The organism is Achromobacter sp. UMC46 (assembly GCF_014170335.1).
In the GTDB taxonomy this organism is placed as follows: domain Bacteria; phylum Pseudomonadota; class Gammaproteobacteria; order Burkholderiales; family Burkholderiaceae_B; genus Achromobacter.
Genome location: NZ_LZZS01000004.1, coordinates 1,019,187 through 1,036,394, shown reverse-complemented (window position 1 = coordinate 1,036,394; position 17,208 = coordinate 1,019,187). Strand labels below are relative to the sequence as shown.

The window sequence follows — 17,208 nt, the reverse complement described above, 5'->3', positions numbered from 1 at the left end:
CGAGAGGATGCCAGATTGCTTGCCGCCATTGAGCGCACGCATCACGCCAACCGGCAAGCCTATGGGGCCGACAAAACTTGGCGTGTACTCAATGCCAATGGGATAGCTTGCGGCAAGCACCGCGTTGCGCGATTAAGGCGCCAAGCGGGGATCGAAGCACTGCGCAAGCAACGGTTCCGTCGGCTGGAGAAACACTCGCTACTCGGGCCCGCACCCAATCGGCTGCAGCGCCAGTTCACCGTGCAATGCCCAAACAAAGTGTGGGTGGGTGATATCACGGTCGTTCCGACGCGGGCAGGCTGGCTATATCTGGCAGTGCTGCTTGATCTTTACTCACGCTCGGTTGTCGGTTGGAGCATGACGGAAAAGGCTGATCGAAATCTGCTGATCAGTGCTCTGCAAATGGCTCTTGCCAGGCGCAATCCCGGCCAGGGCTTGATGCACCACAGTGACCGCGGCGCGCAGTACAGTTCATCAGAGTATCGAGGATTGCTGACCAAGCACGGCATCGCCATCAGCATGAGCGCCAAAGGCGATCCCTATGACAACGCGGTCGCCGAGAGCTTCTTTAGCAACCTGAAGAACGAATTAACGCACCATCAGGTCTTTCATAGCCGCGAGCACGCCCGTATGGCAATCTTTAACTATATCGAGGTGTTCTATAACCGTCAGAGAATCCACCAAGGTTTAGGCTACAAAACCCCTGCTGAGGTTGAAGCCGCTGCCCCTTAACCAACCTGTCCGAGAAACCCGGGGTAGCCCAGTCTGACACCTTAATTCCTAAGAAACCTCAGAGACTGACAAATTAATTTCGTCCGACCCAATTACGCCCGCATTTTTTTAGTGCAAATTTTTTTGCAACTCACTAATCACGAAGATCGTTACTTTTTAGTCAAAAACAACAATCATGCGTAAATAAAATTAGAAAAATAATACTTACCTCTCTTTTTATCGCTACGAAGCGCCATACAGTTTAAGTGTTTTCCAGTCGGGATCGATCAGATCACCATCACCCCAGCGAATCAGCTCCAGCTCCAAAAGTCGACCATTCTGATCTGCGAAAAGGAGGAGACCCACGCTTGTCCCATCCCTGTCTAATAGCTCGCCCTCAACCCCAAAAGAGTGCTGTCCGGCATACGGCGGGCGGTCATAGCCAGCAATGCTAAATTTTATTACCGAGTTATCCGGCAGCACTGAATGCGCCGTGGCAAGCTCAAGGTCAACTAGAAGCCGACGTTGATTTTCTAACGGCAGTATATCTGCAATCGCACGGATCACATTCCATTCACACTCAGTCAGCGAGCGCATCATTATTTCACCGGAAAAATTGTTCCAACATTAGCCGTGCCATTAGGTAATAGCGTGACTCGGTACTCCACGAGAACGCCATCAATTGTCATTCACCCGCTAATAGGTGCATTGGCGATCATGTTTGGCCGCATCGTGTTTACAGCTTCCGCAACCTGAGCTTCAGCGCGGACCACGTTTACGCCCATCGCCTCAAGTCTAGGAGCATAGTGAGATGTCCTGAAGGTCGTCGATCCCACTGCAGCCGCTGGCGCACTTCCCTGCGCCGCGAGGAATGCTTCCGCTTTTGCGGCGGCGGCATTTGCTCGAAGCGTCGTAATCGCTCCGCCCAATGCAAAGCCGGTCGCATCAATCGCCCAAGCCTCGGCAACGCTCGCGGCAAGGGTGTAATGGAACGTTCCATCCCTAGGATCAGGCGTGACTTGAATGAAAGGCGAATCCGCAGGAACTGCAGTTGGCTTTCCCTGTTTATCGAAGAGCACCACATTACCGCTCGCTGTTGCCAGCTGGATTGCCGCGCAGCACAGCGAAGATGCTCCATCTGCGCAAGCGCTCGCCAGTTTTTTGTCCCTCTGATCGGATCTACCAGCGAGCTCACGCGCGCGGGCGCAGCTCTCAGGATTTCCAGGACCGCAGGAGGCAATTGCCAAGTCGAATTGACGTTGTTCGGACGCCCTGAAACCATCGGGTTTCTGCCCGAAATAGTTGTTCTCGGTTTCGATCTGGGCGGCCAGAGCTGAAAAAAGGTGTCAGACTACAATTCTCACAAATGCAGACTACATTTCTCAAAAATGCAGTCTGACACCTTAATTTCGGTGGAGACGTTAATTTTCTGTTCGAAACAACACGTTCAAAACAATGAATCGTCCAGACGCCACACCATTTTCTGTCCAGCCTGGCTCAAATACTGTTGGAATTTCTTTTGCACCATCCAAATCATAGCTACTTTAAGGACTTAACCGCCTGATTTAACAGAGACATAAACTCTTCAAGCTCAAAATTCCACTTCCCGCCTTCAGCAGGTGGGTATATTTCTATCTCCACCGGTCTTCCAGGCTCGTGGGATACTTCAGCTAGTTGATCAGTTCCCAACCAAATTTCGAACACCAAGTTGTCCCGATCTGGAACGCTACTCATCAAAGAGGATAAATGTGTCATGGCTTCGGTGTTTCCAAGAGTCCGATAAATTTACCACTGGCATCGTAACGAAGCCCCCTGCCATCCGGAGCAACGATGTCCATTACTTTCCCGAATCTTCCGGCGTCCTTGTAGGTTATGGTTGACGCGGGATTACTGAGAATATCATCAGCTATTTTTTGACCTTGAGCATTGATTTCGGAAGGACTGCCTTTGACGCTAGGGAATGCACTACCTTCTCGATTACCATGCTTCTGGAGCGCTCGGCCAGCTAGTGAAAGCTGCCCTGATTTATCAGCGGGATCTAACATCTTTCCCGCCCTCGATAAATCATCAATGGTTTTCCCTCCCAACAAGCTGCTGTCTTTTGCCGCAACAGCACTAGGTCTAAATAGACCACGGATGGTAGAACCAATCCCGATCAGCGCTCCCCCGCCACTGTCAATCGCCAACCCTTCAGCAACACTGGCGGAGAGGGTGTAATGCCACGTCCCGTCCCGAGGGTCGGGAGTAGCTTGAATCATAGGAGAATCCGCCGGTACTGCAAACGGCTTGCCCTGCCTATCAAAGAAGACGACATTACCGCTCGCTGTTGCCAGCTGGATTGCCGCGCGGCACAGCGAAGATGCTCCATCTACGCAAGCGCTAGCCAGTTCTTTGTCCCTCTGATCGGATCTACCAGCGAGCTCACGCGCGCGGGCGCAGCTCTCAGGATTTCCAGGACCGCAAGAGGCAATTGCCAAGTCGAATTGACGTTGTTCGGACGCCCTGAAACCATCGGGTTTCTGCCCGAAATAGTTGTTCTCGGTTTCGATCTGGGCGGCCAGGGTCGCGACAGCACTATCTCCTCCCAACGCTGCGGTAAGGCCAGCAACGAGACTGGAGACCAGGTTAAGAAAAAAGGTGTCAGACTACATTTCTAAAAAAAATGCAGTCTGACACCTTAATTCCCATAACTGAAATACGGTACTTGTCGCTGTGCGCTTCAATGAACTTATATGCTCGCCTTATTTTGCTTGGCGCCTTGTTCCCAGACATGGATCATCCCCAATCGATTTGGATACTACGCCTGTCCACTAAATCCTGGTAACTCCAGACTACATTCCTCAAAAATGCAGCCTGACACCTTACTTCAGCTACTCACAAACAAAAGTCTATCTTATATTTACTTTGAACCAGTCTTAAAAAATCTATATTCTCTGAAAACCCAAGAGCATCCCAACTTCTCAGGGAAAACCGGTTCAAATCCTCAATCAAGATTTTTGTTCCAAAAAAATACAGCGCATTCCAAATAACATCATTATCAACATTAAACTTCTCCTGCGCGTAGCTTCCCAAAAGGACACTTTCGATATCAACAGGTTCCTCGGGAGAGAACATCTCCTTCCAGTTGGTAACCGTAAGCAGTCCTCGATCAACCCCTTGATCAAGAAAAGTCACTACAGCTCTCTGCCATTTGGAGAACTGTTCACCATGCTCCCCACCCATATAATTTGAAAACACACTATTTGGATTGAAATCATCTAGGCCCGCATATATCAATTGACGTTGATAACACAATCGGAGACAGACATTCATAAGCACCTCTCAAAAGCTGGGGAATTTAAATTTTGCGTGCTTCCCAGAGTTTATTTGTCGTATCGAAGAATTATTTATCTCCACAGTGGCCGTGGTATTGGCCGTATCCGAAGATGCTTGACCCGCAGGCCTATATGTAATCGCCGTACCATCTGGCATTATTGCTACCCAACTCCCTTCTCCAGTGACATTATTTGTAATTTTAGTTGGCTGCTGACCATTGAACGCTGCTATCGCAAATTCTTTAGCCGTTACGTCAGGATTGGCGGTAGGAAGCATAGGTATGGGTGTCCCCGGCCCTCCAATGCCCGCGGGTAACTTCCCGTCCGGACCGACTATTGATGGTGGAACACCCTTGCTTTCACTGAATATCAACCCCGGCCCCTGCTCCTCCGGCAACGGCGTAGTCGTCGTAGTCCCCCCCGAAGGCCCATTATTCTCCTGCCCCGGCACGCCAATCGACCCAACCGGTTCCCCCGGCCAAACCGGAATCTCCGAACCAAACGTCTCCTTCTCGGAAGGCAGGGGTGGCGGCGCCGACACATGCACCACCTCACCAGGTTTACCAGGCAGCGCCGTCTCGCGCCCCACAGCGCTGCCCACGAATTCCGACACCCAGTTTCCTACGGCATCAGACGCAGCGGTAATACCCACCAGCGCAGCCGTTCCCACATAGATGGCGCCGTCCTTCATTTGCACGGCAACGTAGACGGTCTTGTCCGACACATACGTGACCGCCCGCTGGCAGGTCGGCGTCGTTGCACACTTGGTCGCCGCCGCGCCAACTGCAGGGATTGCGAGCTGCGCCCAGTTCTGCGACGTTTCCAGCCCCGCCGCAGTACCCGCCGTTGCCGCATCCGCTCCCGCAGCGCTCGCTATGCCTGCCACCAAACTCGTGACCAGATTGCGCCGCGCTTCGACTTGCTCGGGGGTTAGGCCCTCGGGCGAGCCCATCAGGCTGTTGAGGATGCTGCCCCCACTCGCGCCCAAGGCGCCCGAGGCGCAGGCGGCACCTTGGCCTGCGGCGCCTGCGCATCCCACGATGCCGTGCAACGCCGCGCGCGCAGCCTCAGATTGCGGATCACTGCCTAGGCTATCGGCGATCTGCTTCACCTGGGCTGCCCCAAGGCCCTGAAGGTAGTTCACTGCGGCCGACTGCACGAATGCGCTGGTCGATCCTGTGACGTTTGCACCGGCCGCGCCCGACAACGCTAACAAAACCAAGCCGTACTTGCCACCAGCAGTCCAATCCTGAGTGCGTTGGACCTCGTCCATGAGCGCGCTCATGCTTGCTGCGTCAGTGGCACGGCCTGTCGTGATCGCGTCGGACAGCGCCTTCTCTGCCGCCTGCTTCTCCTTCGCCCGATTCGTCAAAAACTGCCCTACCTGCCGACTGGCTTCCGACGCAATCTCAAACCCCGCCTCGATCTTCTCCTTATCAAAGATCGGCTTCAGCGCGTTCAAGGTGTCCGACGTATCCCGGTTCAACGACGCGATCGTCTCCGCTGCCGTCTTGCCGGTCAGCGCCAACTGCCCGGCTTCGTCGCGTATGACGATCGTGCCGCCGCTGATGCCGCTTTGCGTGGTCGAACTGCTGTTGCCGCTGGCTGCCACCACCACCGGCGTGCCCATGCCGAAGCCGCTGCTGCCTGTCGAGATGGACGAACGCGCGTCCTTGGTCGCGCCGCCCGCCACCTGGCCGCCCTTGGTGGTGCCCAGGCCCGGGGCACCCGCCTTGGCGTCGCCGCCAAAGCCGAAGCCTCCCCCAATAGACACCTGGCTGCCGCTGTATTTGGCGGTGTTCTTCAGGTCCTCCGTGACCAGCGTGCCGGTCGTCAGCTTGTTCAAGCCGTCGGCTACCGCGCGGTCGCTGCTGGCGATGACGCTGCCGATCAGCGTCGTGTTGTTCTTGACGTCGATCAGGAAGCCGCCGTCGCCTGCCCACAAGCCCGTCTGTTCAGTGACCGTCTTGAAGTCGCTGTTCATCTTGCCGGCCCCGGCGTTGGCCCATGCGCTGCTTGAACCGTAGCAGTACGGCGGGATACACAGGCTCACGCCAAAGCCCGCGCTCTTGTTCTTCGAGTCGTACTTGCTGCTGTCTTGCAGGCTTTCCAGCAGCAGATTGCCGCCTACCGACGCGATGATCTGATCGGCATGGCCCGCCGCGCCCTTGAGCGTGGTGTCGCCGCCAGACTGCATCGCCAGCACGTTGCCCGCCGTAATGTTGCTGTTGGTCCAGCTTTCATCGCGGCCGTTGGCGTTGCCCCGGCCGACCGACGCGCCCAGTTCAAGGGTGAAACCGTTCTGCTGGCCACCGGTCGAATAGCCGATGCCGATGCTGGCGCTGCTGCTCTTGCTGTCCGTCTTCTGCTCGAACGCATTGCGCGCCGCTTGCAGCAGGATGTCGCCTTCGGCCTTGAGCACCACGTTGTTGCCCGCAGACAGGTTCGACCCCGTGACGGTGATGTCCGAGTCCTTGCCTGCGCCCTGCGCAACGATGGTCAGGTCTTTGCCGGCTGACACCGTCGAACCGAATGCGCTGGACGAATCGCGGTTCGTCGTGCTGCTGTTCTTGCTGGTGCCCAGGCTGAGCTTGATGCTGACGCCACCAACCTTGTCGATCTGATTGGATGAACCAGGCTTGGCAAGTTCTGCCGCTGCCGCGGCTTTGGCGGAGGCTTGCACGGCGTCATACGCGTTGACGGCGGCCAAGCCAGTCGTGGCGCCGGCCAGACCCTTCATGACGGTGTTGTCCGTCTTGCCTGCCGCTTCGCCCATGCGCACGCCGGTTTGCACCGCGCTGACCACGGGGTTGCTGGCGGTAAGCGTCAGCCCCGTCTGCTTGATCTCGTGGAATTCCTTCTCTTGCGTGGTATCCAGCGCCGCGCCGATGTTCACTTCCTTGCCGATCAGTGTGATGTCGCCTTGCCGCGCGATGACGTTGCTGCCAATGATGTTCAGGGCATTGCCGGCGTTGATCAGGACATCGCCTTCCACGCTGCCAACGGTGCTGGCGTTGTGAAAGACCTTCTTGCCTTCCAGGGAGTCGGTCTGTTGGCTGGTGCCGTAGCTGAAGCCCCCCATCGCGCCAAAGCCCGACTTCTTGACCATCTTGTAGTCATAGCCGTCTTCGGCGTTCTGACCCGGCAGGATATTGACGTCGCGCTCGGCAGACAGCACCAGATCACGCTGGGCGCCGATATTGGAGCCGGCCGCGGTCAGGTCGCGTCCCGCCATCAGCACCGCGGTGTCGCCAGTGAAGGTGGTCGCCAACGATTGTTCCCAATCGCGGGAAGTGATCGTGTGCGTCGTCTTCGACGAGAGGAAGCCGCTGGTCTTGTAGCGCATCTCGTCGTAGGTCGAGCCAGTCTCTACACCGGCGATCAGGTTGATGTCCCGGCCGGCGCCCACGGCCAGCTGCTTGCCTGCAGTGACGTCGGCGGCGCGGGCGTTGACGTCCCGGCCAGCGATCAGGGTAAGGTTCCCCCCTGCGGCAATCTCTGCGCCGGTCTCCGTGCTGGTGCTGAGGTCGTGGCGGTTTTTCTTGTTCAGGACAAGGGATTCGCCATGGCTTTCGGTAAGCGTGCCCAATGTGATATCGCGGCCCGCCTGCAGGCGCGCGTCGTCCTTCACGGCGACTTGCGCCGCCGTCAACGTCAGGTCGCGTCCGGCCTGCATGCTGAGGCTGTCGGCATCCACACGGGATACGCCAGAAACATACGAGCCCCAGGTGCTTCCGTTGTTCTCTTGCGCGCCAGTCGAGGTCAAGGCGATGTCGCGTCCTGCCGACAGGGCGACATCGCCGCCCTTGATCAGGGACACCAGATTCGTCAGGTCTTCACGCGCGGCAAGGTCGACGATGGCGCCCTGGATCAGGCCGCCCGCCTGGTTGACGATGTTGCCCGCCGTCATGACGGTCGCGTCGCGCGAGCCGATGGTGCCGCTGTTGACGATGTCGCCAGCGGCGGCCAGCTTGACGTCGCGGCCGGCCATGAGCGTGCCGTCGCCCTTCAGGTCGCCCTCGCGTACCAGCAGATACACCTGGGGCACCAGTACGGTCTCGGTGCTGCCGTCGGGCAGCGTGACGGTCTGCTCGACCAGCCAGACCAGGTCGGTGGTCAGCTGACGTTGCTGCGCTTCGGTCAACGCAACACCGAGCTTGATGCCGTTGTCCACTGCGAATTGCGCGCCGTTGGCGAGCAGGGCCTTGTACTGGCTGTCGTTGTCGCCGAAGCTATCCAGGAAGCGTTGGCCCGTGGTGGCCAGGATCTGGTCTGACACCAGCTTCTGTTCGAAGAAGCCGTCGCCCAGGCGTCTGGGCTGCCCGGATGGCGTCAGGAACCTTGCGCCGGCGGGAATCAGAGCGTTCAAGCCGCCCGGGCTGTTGCCAAGGCCGGCGTTGATGGCGCCCGTGGCGCCGGCATTGCCGACCGGTGCGCCCGGCTGGCGCAATAGATCGAACAGGTAGTCGCTGGACACGGTCGGACGCTGGCCGATGAAGCGCGGGTCCGTGGCCACGATGTAGGGCGCGTCCGGCCTGCCGTTGACCGCGAAGAGCTGGCTATCAGGGATGGTGGCCGGGTTGGATACGCTGCGCACGACCGTGCCGCCGGGAAGGCCGACGCTGGCGATCTGGACCGGTCCGGGCGCGTTGCTGCCGCTGGTGCCGGGCGCGCTGCCGCTGAGCGAGACCGAGGCGTTGCCGCCGGCGGTGCCGACCGGCAGTTCGATCGGCACCGCCGCCAAGGTGCGGCTGTACGCTTCGGAGTATTCCTTGCGGTCGCTGTCGCGCGCCTGGGTGACCGTAACCGTACCCACGCGCGTGACGGTGCGCACGCCGCCCGCGCCGATATTGTTGATTGCGGGGCCGCTTACCGACAGCGCACCGCCCGCGGCGATCTGGCTCTTGTCGTTGGTGACCGTGCCGGTCAGCGTCATCGAGCCGCCCGACAGGATCTTGCCGGGGTCGGACGAGACTGTACGGGTTTCCGTGACAGTTTCTTCGACCTGGTAATAGGTGAAAGTGCCTACCAGGCGGTTGTCGAAATCGGCATTGAATTCCCGGATTCGCCGATCCAGCTCGATATGCGGCGTTCTGTACGCCGCGTAGGCATCTTCAAACGCCTTGAGGCGAGCCGCTTCGGCGGCGCATTCCGACTGGCTGTAGCACGGCCGCTCTAGCGGCACCCAGACGGGCATCGCCCCCGACGGCGGCGTAACGCCGAAGACGGACCAGATCAAGGCGTCGGCCTTGTAGACGAACGACTCCGGGATGTTCCAGCAGTCTCCGCCATTGTCACCACCCGAGCAGGCGACGTTTTCAGGTACGTACGCGACAGGAAGCGGCGCGGTCTCGCCTGCCCTGCCCTTGGTACTCGGCACGTAATCAAACGGCGGCCCGTATCGCGATGCCGGATATTTGTCGGACGGCAACAGGAAGCGGCGTTCGGGATCATCGTCCAGCCAGGCAGCCGCCTTGCTGCACATGGGAGTCACCTGGTCGCAGAACCAGTTGGTCTCCATGTCGTAGGTGTCCGTGGTGCCCGATGGCGTCACGTACAGCTTGGGCACGGTCAACACAGGCACCGTCTGGCTGACGTAGTTGGTGTTGATATTCTGCAGCGACGCCGCCGCGATGGCGGCATTGCCCGCCGCCTCGATCGTTGCCGAGGCGTTCAGCAGCGACACCGCCTGGCCGATGGCTTTGCGGTTGGCGTCCAGCGCGCCGCCGATGCGCAGGTCCGCGCCTGCGTAGATGAGGGCATGGTCGCGGTTCACCAACGATGCCACACCCAGGTCCAGGTTGCCGCGCGACGCAATGACGGCGCCGCCGCCGGCGCCCGCGCCGTTGACCAGATCCCGGGTGCGGATCGAAATGGCGTCGCCGTAGATGCGGCCGAAGTTATCGACACGCCCCGCTGAGATGTTGGTCGACCCACCGTCGATCAGGCCTGAGTTGGTCAGCCCATTGGTCACGTTGATCGTGTTGTTGCGCCCGGCCAGAAGCTCGCCGGTGGCCTGGTTGTTCAGCGTCGCGGCCGTGACGGTCAGGTCCCGCCCGGCGCTGACGGTGGCGCTGTTGTCCATGGCCCCCCCCACCGACAGGGTCAGGTCGCGGCCGGCGGCGATGTCGCCGTTCTGGTTGAGCGAGCCCGTGTAGGTGAAGGACAGGTCCTGGGCGGATTGCAGCGTGCCCAGGCCTTGCAGCGCCTGGATGGTCACGGCCAGTCGTTCGCCCGCCAGCAACTTGCCCTGGTTGTTCTTCAGGGTCGTGGCCTGCACCGTCGCGTAGCGTTGGGCCGCGACTTCGCCGCCCGCATTGTCCAATTCGCCTGCGGTGAGCGTCAGGTCCTGGCCTGCGCTGATCGATCCGCCTTGGTTGTTCACCTTACCGGACACGATTTCCACCACCTTGCCCAGCACGCCCTTGGCGGGCGCGCCCAGCGTGGCGCGGTTGTCCAGGCTGGCGGCATTCAGGGTCAAGGCATCGTCGGCCTGGATCAGGCCGCCGCGGTTATCGACGGCGCCCACGGAGGCAAGGGTCAGGTTGCCGCCCGCCAGCGTGCCCCCTTGATTACCGATCTGCTCAGCCTCGATCAGCACGTTGCCTGCGGCGGCGACCAGACCTGCCGTGTTGTCGAGTTCGCCGCCCAGTTTCAGCACGGCGCCGCCAGCCGAGGTCAGCTTACCGCCCTGATTACGCAGGTTCGCGGCAGTGATGTCCAGGCTGCCGCCGTGGACAATGGCGTTGCCCGCACCGATGTCGCCGGATGAAGCCATCGCCAGTTTGCCGAGGGCAGAAAGATTGCCGCCGGCAAGCTCCATGCCGCCTGCCGCAAGTGTCATGTCCTTGCCGGCAGCGCTGATTCCAGGGTGCGTGATGAAGGCCGCCGTCAGTTGCAGGCTGCCCGGCAGGCTAAGCGTGCCGTCTTCGCCCACGCCTGCGATAAAGCGGCCGGCGTTGCCAAGCCCGCCGATCGCCGTCGCGGTTACGTCACCGCCCGCCAGCACCGAGCCCGTGTTGTCCAGCGTGGTTCCCGCCAGCAGGCTGGCCGCGCCCGTGGCGGAGAGTACGCCCGCGTTGCGCAGCGCGCCGCCGGCCTGGAAGTCCAGCCCGTCGGCGGATTGAATGCGGCTGTCCGCCGCCGTCGTCAGATTGCCGACGGCCTTGACGGTCAGACCGCCCGCCTGCGTTGCCGCTACGCCGCCCAGCGTGGCGTCCGTGCCCGCGGCCAGCGTCATGCCTTGCCCGGCAGCCGCAGAGCCCAATGCCTGCAGTGCACCGCCCGCCGTGGCCACCAGGGCCCCGCCCGCCTGCTGGGTCGATGCGGCGCCCAGGATCAAATCGCCGCGTGCCGTGCTCATCGTCAGGCCGCCTTGCAACGCCGCGACCGTGCCGTCCACCCTCATGCCGTCTTCGGCGTTGATCGTTTGCGATACGCCCGCGAGCATGCGGCCCTCGGCAAGCAGCGTGCCTCGCGCCGTTGCCGTGAGCGTATCGGCGGCTTGCGCAAGACCTGCCGCCCCCACCGTCACGTTGCGTCCCGTCAGCGTCAGCCGCGCGTCGCTGGCCGCCGTGCCGTCCACACGCGCGTCGCGCGCCGCGGCCAGCACCATGTCTTGTACCGACGCCAATGCGCCGCCAGCGTTCAGGTCGCGCAGAGCCTGTGCCGTCAGCGTCCCGGCGGCTTGCACCTGCCCGTTCTGCTTGACGATCACGTCGCGCCCGCCGGACACGCGCAGATTGCCGGCCGATGCGTCGCCGAGCGCGGCGGCCGTGCCGCCCAGACGCGCATCACCCGATGCCGCGAGCGTCAGCCCGCCGCCCGCGACGATGATGCCGTCGGAGTCCAGATCGGCGCCCGCCTGCGCGGACAAGTCCTGCGCGGCCTGCATGCGGCCCCCGGCGCCGACGCGCAACTGGCCCCCGGCATTCGCCGTCAGGCCGCCCGCCAACGCGGCCACCATGCCATCGATGTTCAGGTTGCCTATTACGGCCAGGCTGGCCGGCGAACTGGCCGTCACGATGCCGGTCACGGTCAGGTCCCGGCCCGCCTGCGCCTGCAGGACTCCGCCCGTCGCCTGCGCGGTACTGGCGGTGCCCGCCGTGCCGGCGATGCGCAGGTCTTGCCCTGCGTTCAAGAGCAGCTTGCCGCTGCCCTGTGCCAGGCCCGCCTGGCCGATGCTCAGGTCGGCGCCTGTTTCGGCGCGCAGGTAGCCGTCGGCGACCGTCTTGCCGTTCAATTCAGCGTTCGCCCCCGCGGACAGGAAGATGTCTTTTTCGCCCGTGATGATGCCGTCGGCCAGGAGTTTGCCGCCCGCCTGCGCATCAAGTTGCTGGCCCGCCTGCAGCACGCTTGCGCTACCTAACGTCATGTCGCCGTTGCTGATTGCCTTAAGCGTGCCAGCGTCGGCCAGCAAGGTTCCGTCCACGCGCAGGTCGCCCCGCGTGCGGACTTGCGCGGATTGGCCGGCAATCACCCGGCCGGCCAGCGATGCCGTGGCCGCATCGGCCGCGACCGATCCATCCGCCTGCACGCGCGAAGCCGCCGACGCCGTCAGGGCCTCGCCCGCCAGAAGCCGAATGTCGCCGGTGGCAAGCGTCTGGCCCTCCAACGTCAGGTTGCGCGCGGCCTGCAACGACAAGTCCTTCAGCGATGTGATCTTGCCCAAGCTCTGTAATCCGCCGCCGGCCTTCAGGCCGACACGGTCCGCCGCAGCCAGTTGCGCCTGCGAACCGACCGAGATGTCGCCGCTGGCGACGCCGTCCAGACTGCCCGAGGCGACCGCAAGGGCACCATCGACAGAAAGCTTGCCGCCCGCAGAAAGGGCCGTGTCGCCATTGGCGCGCAGCGTGCCCGCCAGCGCCATGTCGCCGCCTGCCTTCGCGCCTGCACCGCCTTCGGCCTGCCATTGGGCAGGCGCCTCCAGCCGCAGGTCGCGCCCGGCCTCCATGGCGATGCGGCCGCTGGCCGCGCCTGCGCCCGACATCCGGGCGTCGCGCCCCGCCGTCAACAAGACATCGCCGCGCGCGGCGACCAGGCCGCCCAAGCCAAGGTCTGCGCCGGCACGTATCGTCGACGCCCCGCCGGACTGCAATTGGGCGCCCGCGCCGGCAATCAGATCCTCGCCGGCTTGCGCATGCAGCGCGCCAGCGGCGGTAACCTGCCCGGGCAGCACCATGTCGCGCCCCGCCTGCAACGCGACTGCGCCCCGTGCCGTGACCCGGCCCATTGACTCGGAACCTGCAGGCGCCGCGACGGCGGCGGCGTTCGACGCCGCGCCGCTCCCGGCCGTTCCGCCGGCGCTTGCCGCGGGCCCCGTGCCCGACTCGCCGGCCGCCGGCGGAGTCACCCCAGGCGCCGGCGTTGTCCCGCCTATCCGAACGTTGCGGCCGGACTCGGCACGCACGTCCTGCCCGCCCATCAGCAAGGAACCGCCCAGTGACAAGTCCTGCCCAGCCGCGATGCGCAACGCGCCCTGAGTCTGCAACGCGCCTTGCGCGGCGACGGTGACGTTGCCCGCGGCATCCACTTCCACGGGGCCTCCTGCGCCCACCGCCCCCCTGATTTCCGCATTGCCGCCCGCGCCAAGCGCGACGGCGCCCGCAGCTTGCGCAACCCCGTCCACGGCCAGGTTTCGCCCGGCCGCCACCCGCATATCGCGCGCCGCCTGCAGGGTCGCGCTAGGCGCGATGCGCACATCGCCTGCGGCGCTGACCTGCAAGTCCCCCGTCAGTGCGACCAGGTTCCCGCCGACATTCACGCCCACGCCGGCCTCGGTGCCGATCAGGCGGATGCTATTGGCGTACATGCCGCCCAAGGCCGCGGTATCCAACGCCAGGGCAGGCGCCGCCCCCTCGCCGCCTTGCGCCGATACGGCGCCCGTCGAATAGTCGACGCGCGACGCGCCGGCCGTCACATTGAGCCGGTCCGCCCACACGCCCGCGTTGATCTCCAAGCTTCGGGCAATCAGGTCGACCTGGCTGACATTCGCCCCGTACAGGCCCTCGCCCTCCACGCGGATCTTGCCCGCGGCCACGTCCAGCGCAATGCTCCCGTCAGGGCCGACTTTTGGCCGCCCCGTTGTCAGGGTGGCACGGTCCGCATTCAAGAAGCCGCAACCATTGCAGGTGATGCCCGCCGGGTTGGCGACGATGATATTGGCCCGGTTGCCCGCGACCTCCAGCGTGCCCAGCAGCTGCGACGGATTTGGCGCCGTGACCTGGTTCAGAATCGTCGTCGCACGCTGGTTGCCCAACATGACGTTGCCGGCGACTTGCCCGGCCAGTTGGGATTGGCTGGCCCCGCCGCTGTTGTTCAGCACCACGCCCGACGGGCCCACGTTGAACTGGGTATAGCGGTTGTTGGAAACCCCGCCCGCCGATGGCGGCGCGATGTTGACGACGGGCACGCCGTTGGTGATGCCAACCGACGGCTTCGCTCCGGACACGCTCTTGTCCACCGAGATCGGCAAGGTTTGGGCCAACAACGGGGTCCACACCTGCGTGAACACGACGGACCAGACAATCAGCGAACGAAGCTTGGACATGAGGCGTACCTGAGAATGCAACTCGGGAATTGAACGGGTCATCACCGCAAGGCGAGGGCGCGGGCGATCAGAACTCGACCATCACGACCATCGAAAACACGGTGGTCGACGTCTGCAGGGACTCGGGTTTTTTCAACGGCCAGCCGGCAGACAGGTCGTAGCTGGCATTGACGTAAGGCACGGCAAACCGGCCGCGCAGCCCGGCAACCGCGCCGACCAGCGTGCGGCCGGACAGGAATGCGGCGGACGGGCCACCGACACGGCCGACATCGACACCGGTATAGAGCTGCTGCCCCGGCAAGCCTGTCAGGCGTTCCAGATTCAATGAAAGATCATTGCGCAGCGACCAGCCATCTTCGGCGGCCAAGGTCATCTGGCCATCAAAGCCGCGCACCGCGTAACGGTTGCCGATGGTGAAATAGTCTGCCGGCACGACGGCGGTCTTGGCGTGCTGGATCTGCCAGTTGCCTTGGTACGCGAAGGGCTGGTCCGCAATCTTGAAGGGCACGTACAGACCGATGTTTCCGGCATAGATGGTGCTGCGCCCATTCCAATCGGGGTCGCCGTAGACATAACCCGGCTGATCGGAATAATGCGGCAAGGTACCGCGCACCCCGCCCCCCACGTCCAGCACCGATTGCCCCAGATACTGACGATGCGCGTAGCTGAATTCGTAGCCGGTAACGTCACGACGTTGCACATCGATGGGCACATCGTTCAGCGTGCTGTCCGTGCGCTTGCGCAACAAGGTGAACGACGCATTCCCTTTGTAGGCCGTGCCGCGATAGGGCACGACCGAAACGCCTGCCTGCACCTGTTTGGTGGTGCCGCCATAAATGATGGGGTCTTCGAACCCCGCCACCGTCTGCCGGTACGTGGATTTGCTGGCACCGGCAAAGAACATCCAGTAGCCGAACGGAACGCTGTAGTTGATGGACGCCGCACGCGAGTTTGAATTTGAATCCCGCCAGCGCGCGTTGCTGTTCCAGGACACCGACAATTGGTCATACAGAAACAACGGTGAGTCCAGCGTCAGCCCGGCATTGACCTGATATTTGCCGATGGTGTCCATGCCGCCGTTGTCGCCGCCGACATAGCCGTGCCAGCGCTTGCCGGAGCCCGGACGGATGACGATGTCCGAATCTCCCAGCTCGGGGCCGGGCGCGACATCGATCGTCGCGTCCGCCTGACCGGCCAGCCGGCGAATATTCTCCAACGCCTGATCCAGATCGCGCTGGTTCAACTCGCCGCCCGCGCCCGTCGGCACGGCAGTGCGCCACCAGCCGACGGTGTCTTCGCCTTTGACGCCGGATATGCGTCCCGGCACATAGCGCAGCGTCAGTTTGCCCGCCGCCAATGATTGTTCGGGTACCAGCACGCGAGCGGTCACCCTGCCGCTGTCGATCAATTCACCGGTCAGGTATTCCTGCAATGCGCGCAAGCCTTGCGCGCCCACGCATTGATCAACCACCGCGCGGCTGGCTTCCGACACGAATGCGGGCGGCTGCGCGCTGTCCCACACCACCTGGTTGATGGCGAAGCACGGGGTTTCGGCCGGAAACTGCAGGGCTTGGGCGGCACGCTTGACGTCGGGAGTCAGGACGTCGGGGCGTTCCGCGGCCCGCTGGCGCTGCACATCGATTTCAAGTTCCTGCCGGCGCTGGATCTCGGCGGCGCGCCCGCCATCAGGCACCGGCTGGCCAAAAGCGGCGACCGAAGCACCGATCATGGCGACTGCGGCCAGCGCTTTCCCGCCTCTGCACAAAGCAACTTCCATACATATGTCTCGCTGCAAAACTGCCGTTTTTTGTCTACTTTAGATATTTATAGTTACCAATTTTGCCATGGAAAACCCGAATGTAATATTTTTTTATTTTCTATATTGAAACCACGACCGTGGAAGTTAGATGATCTTGCAAGAACAAGACATAAGATTGTTCTGAATTTCAGTCTTTTATCGTGCAGCACCACATCGGCGATGCAAACATTGCGACCCCACAAGTAACAGAGGTATTTGCTTATTTCCCCGGGTTATCCCGAATGCCTCCATGTCAACAAATCGTCAATAATTCGCCAACATTTTGTCATCGATCCGTCCCTTATCCGCCTTATCCATGTCCGTATCCGTCCGGGACGTCATTGTTTCCTCCGCCCATCTCGCCTCGTCCGCCCCGGAGCTTTCCGAGGTGGAATTCGGGCTGATCATCGCGTCCCATGCCTTCAACCGCTGGATGGTGCGATGCATGGCCTGCGCGGGCTTGCCCGAACTGACCTCGCTGGACATCCTGGTGCTTAACCATGTGTTCCACCGCGGCCGCGGCAAGAAGCTGGCGGACATCTGCTTCACGCTGAATGTCGAAGACACCCACCTGGTGAACTACTCGCTGAAGAAGCTGGAGCGGTTGGGCGTGGTGCAAAGCGCCAAGACGGGCAAGGAAGTGATCTACACGACCACCGAAGCCGGCGCCGCCGCCATTCAGCGCTACGCCGAAGTGCGCGAGCAATGCCTCGTCAAATCGTTCATCGACTCGCCTGCCGCGGACGACGCCAACCACCAGTTGGCCAACACCCTGCGCACCCTGTCGGGCCTGTACGACCAGGCGGCCCGCGCCGCCACCTCGCTGTGAGAATCCA

8 protein-coding genes and 2 pseudogenes are annotated in these 17,208 nt (G+C 62.0%); 2 read left to right on the top strand and 8 right to left on the bottom strand.

The annotated features are described in order from the left end of the window. Positions 1 to 732, top strand: a 732-nt coding sequence (locus A9973_RS07690) for an IS3 family transposase (protein WP_183013128.1), incomplete at its 5' end; no start/stop codon positions are given. A gap of 222 nt (positions 733 to 954) precedes the next feature. Here the strand turns inward: A9973_RS07690 and A9973_RS07685 are convergent. The 8 genes and pseudogenes from A9973_RS07685 to A9973_RS07660 all read right to left on the bottom strand — a co-directional run bounded on the left by A9973_RS07685 (position 955) and on the right by A9973_RS07660 (position 16,303). Further along, the gene (locus tag A9973_RS07685) at positions 955 to 1,311 is read right to left on the bottom strand and encodes a hypothetical protein (RefSeq protein WP_183013127.1); all 357 of its coding nucleotides are present in this window, start codon (positions 1,309 to 1,311) and stop codon (positions 955 to 957) included. 89 nt (positions 1,312 to 1,400) lie between these two features. Beyond that, entirely contained in the window at positions 1,401 to 1,793 is a 393-nt protein-coding gene (locus A9973_RS07680) for a hypothetical protein (RefSeq protein WP_183013126.1), read from the bottom strand. Between the two features lie 9 nt (positions 1,794 to 1,802). Then, a pseudogene (locus A9973_RS31350) lies at positions 1,803 to 2,030 on the bottom strand (DUF6862 domain-containing protein); the annotation flags it as partial. A 432-nt stretch (positions 2,031 to 2,462) separates the two neighbouring features. Next, positions 2,463 to 2,969, bottom strand: a complete 507-nt coding sequence (locus A9973_RS07675) for a hypothetical protein (RefSeq protein ID WP_183013125.1) — start codon at positions 2,967 to 2,969, stop codon at positions 2,463 to 2,465. Between the two features lie 57 nt (positions 2,970 to 3,026). After that, positions 3,027 to 3,299 (bottom strand): annotated as a pseudogene (locus tag A9973_RS31345) (DUF6862 domain-containing protein); the annotation flags it as partial. A gap of 286 nt (positions 3,300 to 3,585) precedes the next feature. Beyond that, positions 3,586 to 4,023: a hypothetical protein gene (locus tag A9973_RS07670; protein WP_183013124.1), complete on the bottom strand. Its 438-nt coding sequence runs from the start codon at positions 4,021 to 4,023 to the stop codon at positions 3,586 to 3,588. Positions 4,024 to 4,032: 9 nt separating this feature from the next. Continuing rightward, a complete protein-coding gene (locus tag A9973_RS07665) occupies positions 4,033 to 14,574 on the bottom strand; it encodes a hemagglutinin repeat-containing protein (RefSeq protein ID WP_183013123.1) in 10,542 nt (3,513 codons plus the stop codon). Positions 14,575 to 14,641: 67 nt separating this feature from the next. Further along, on the bottom strand, positions 14,642 to 16,303 hold the full coding sequence (locus A9973_RS07660) for a ShlB/FhaC/HecB family hemolysin secretion/activation protein (protein ID WP_255469053.1): 1,662 nt from the start codon (positions 16,301 to 16,303) through the stop codon (positions 14,642 to 14,644). A 385-nt stretch (positions 16,304 to 16,688) separates the two neighbouring features. Between A9973_RS07660 and A9973_RS07655 the strand changes: the two genes are divergently transcribed. After that, entirely contained in the window at positions 16,689 to 17,201 is a 513-nt protein-coding gene (locus A9973_RS07655) for a winged helix DNA-binding protein (protein ID WP_183013121.1), read from the top strand. The last annotated feature ends 7 nt before the right edge of the window (positions 17,202 to 17,208 follow it).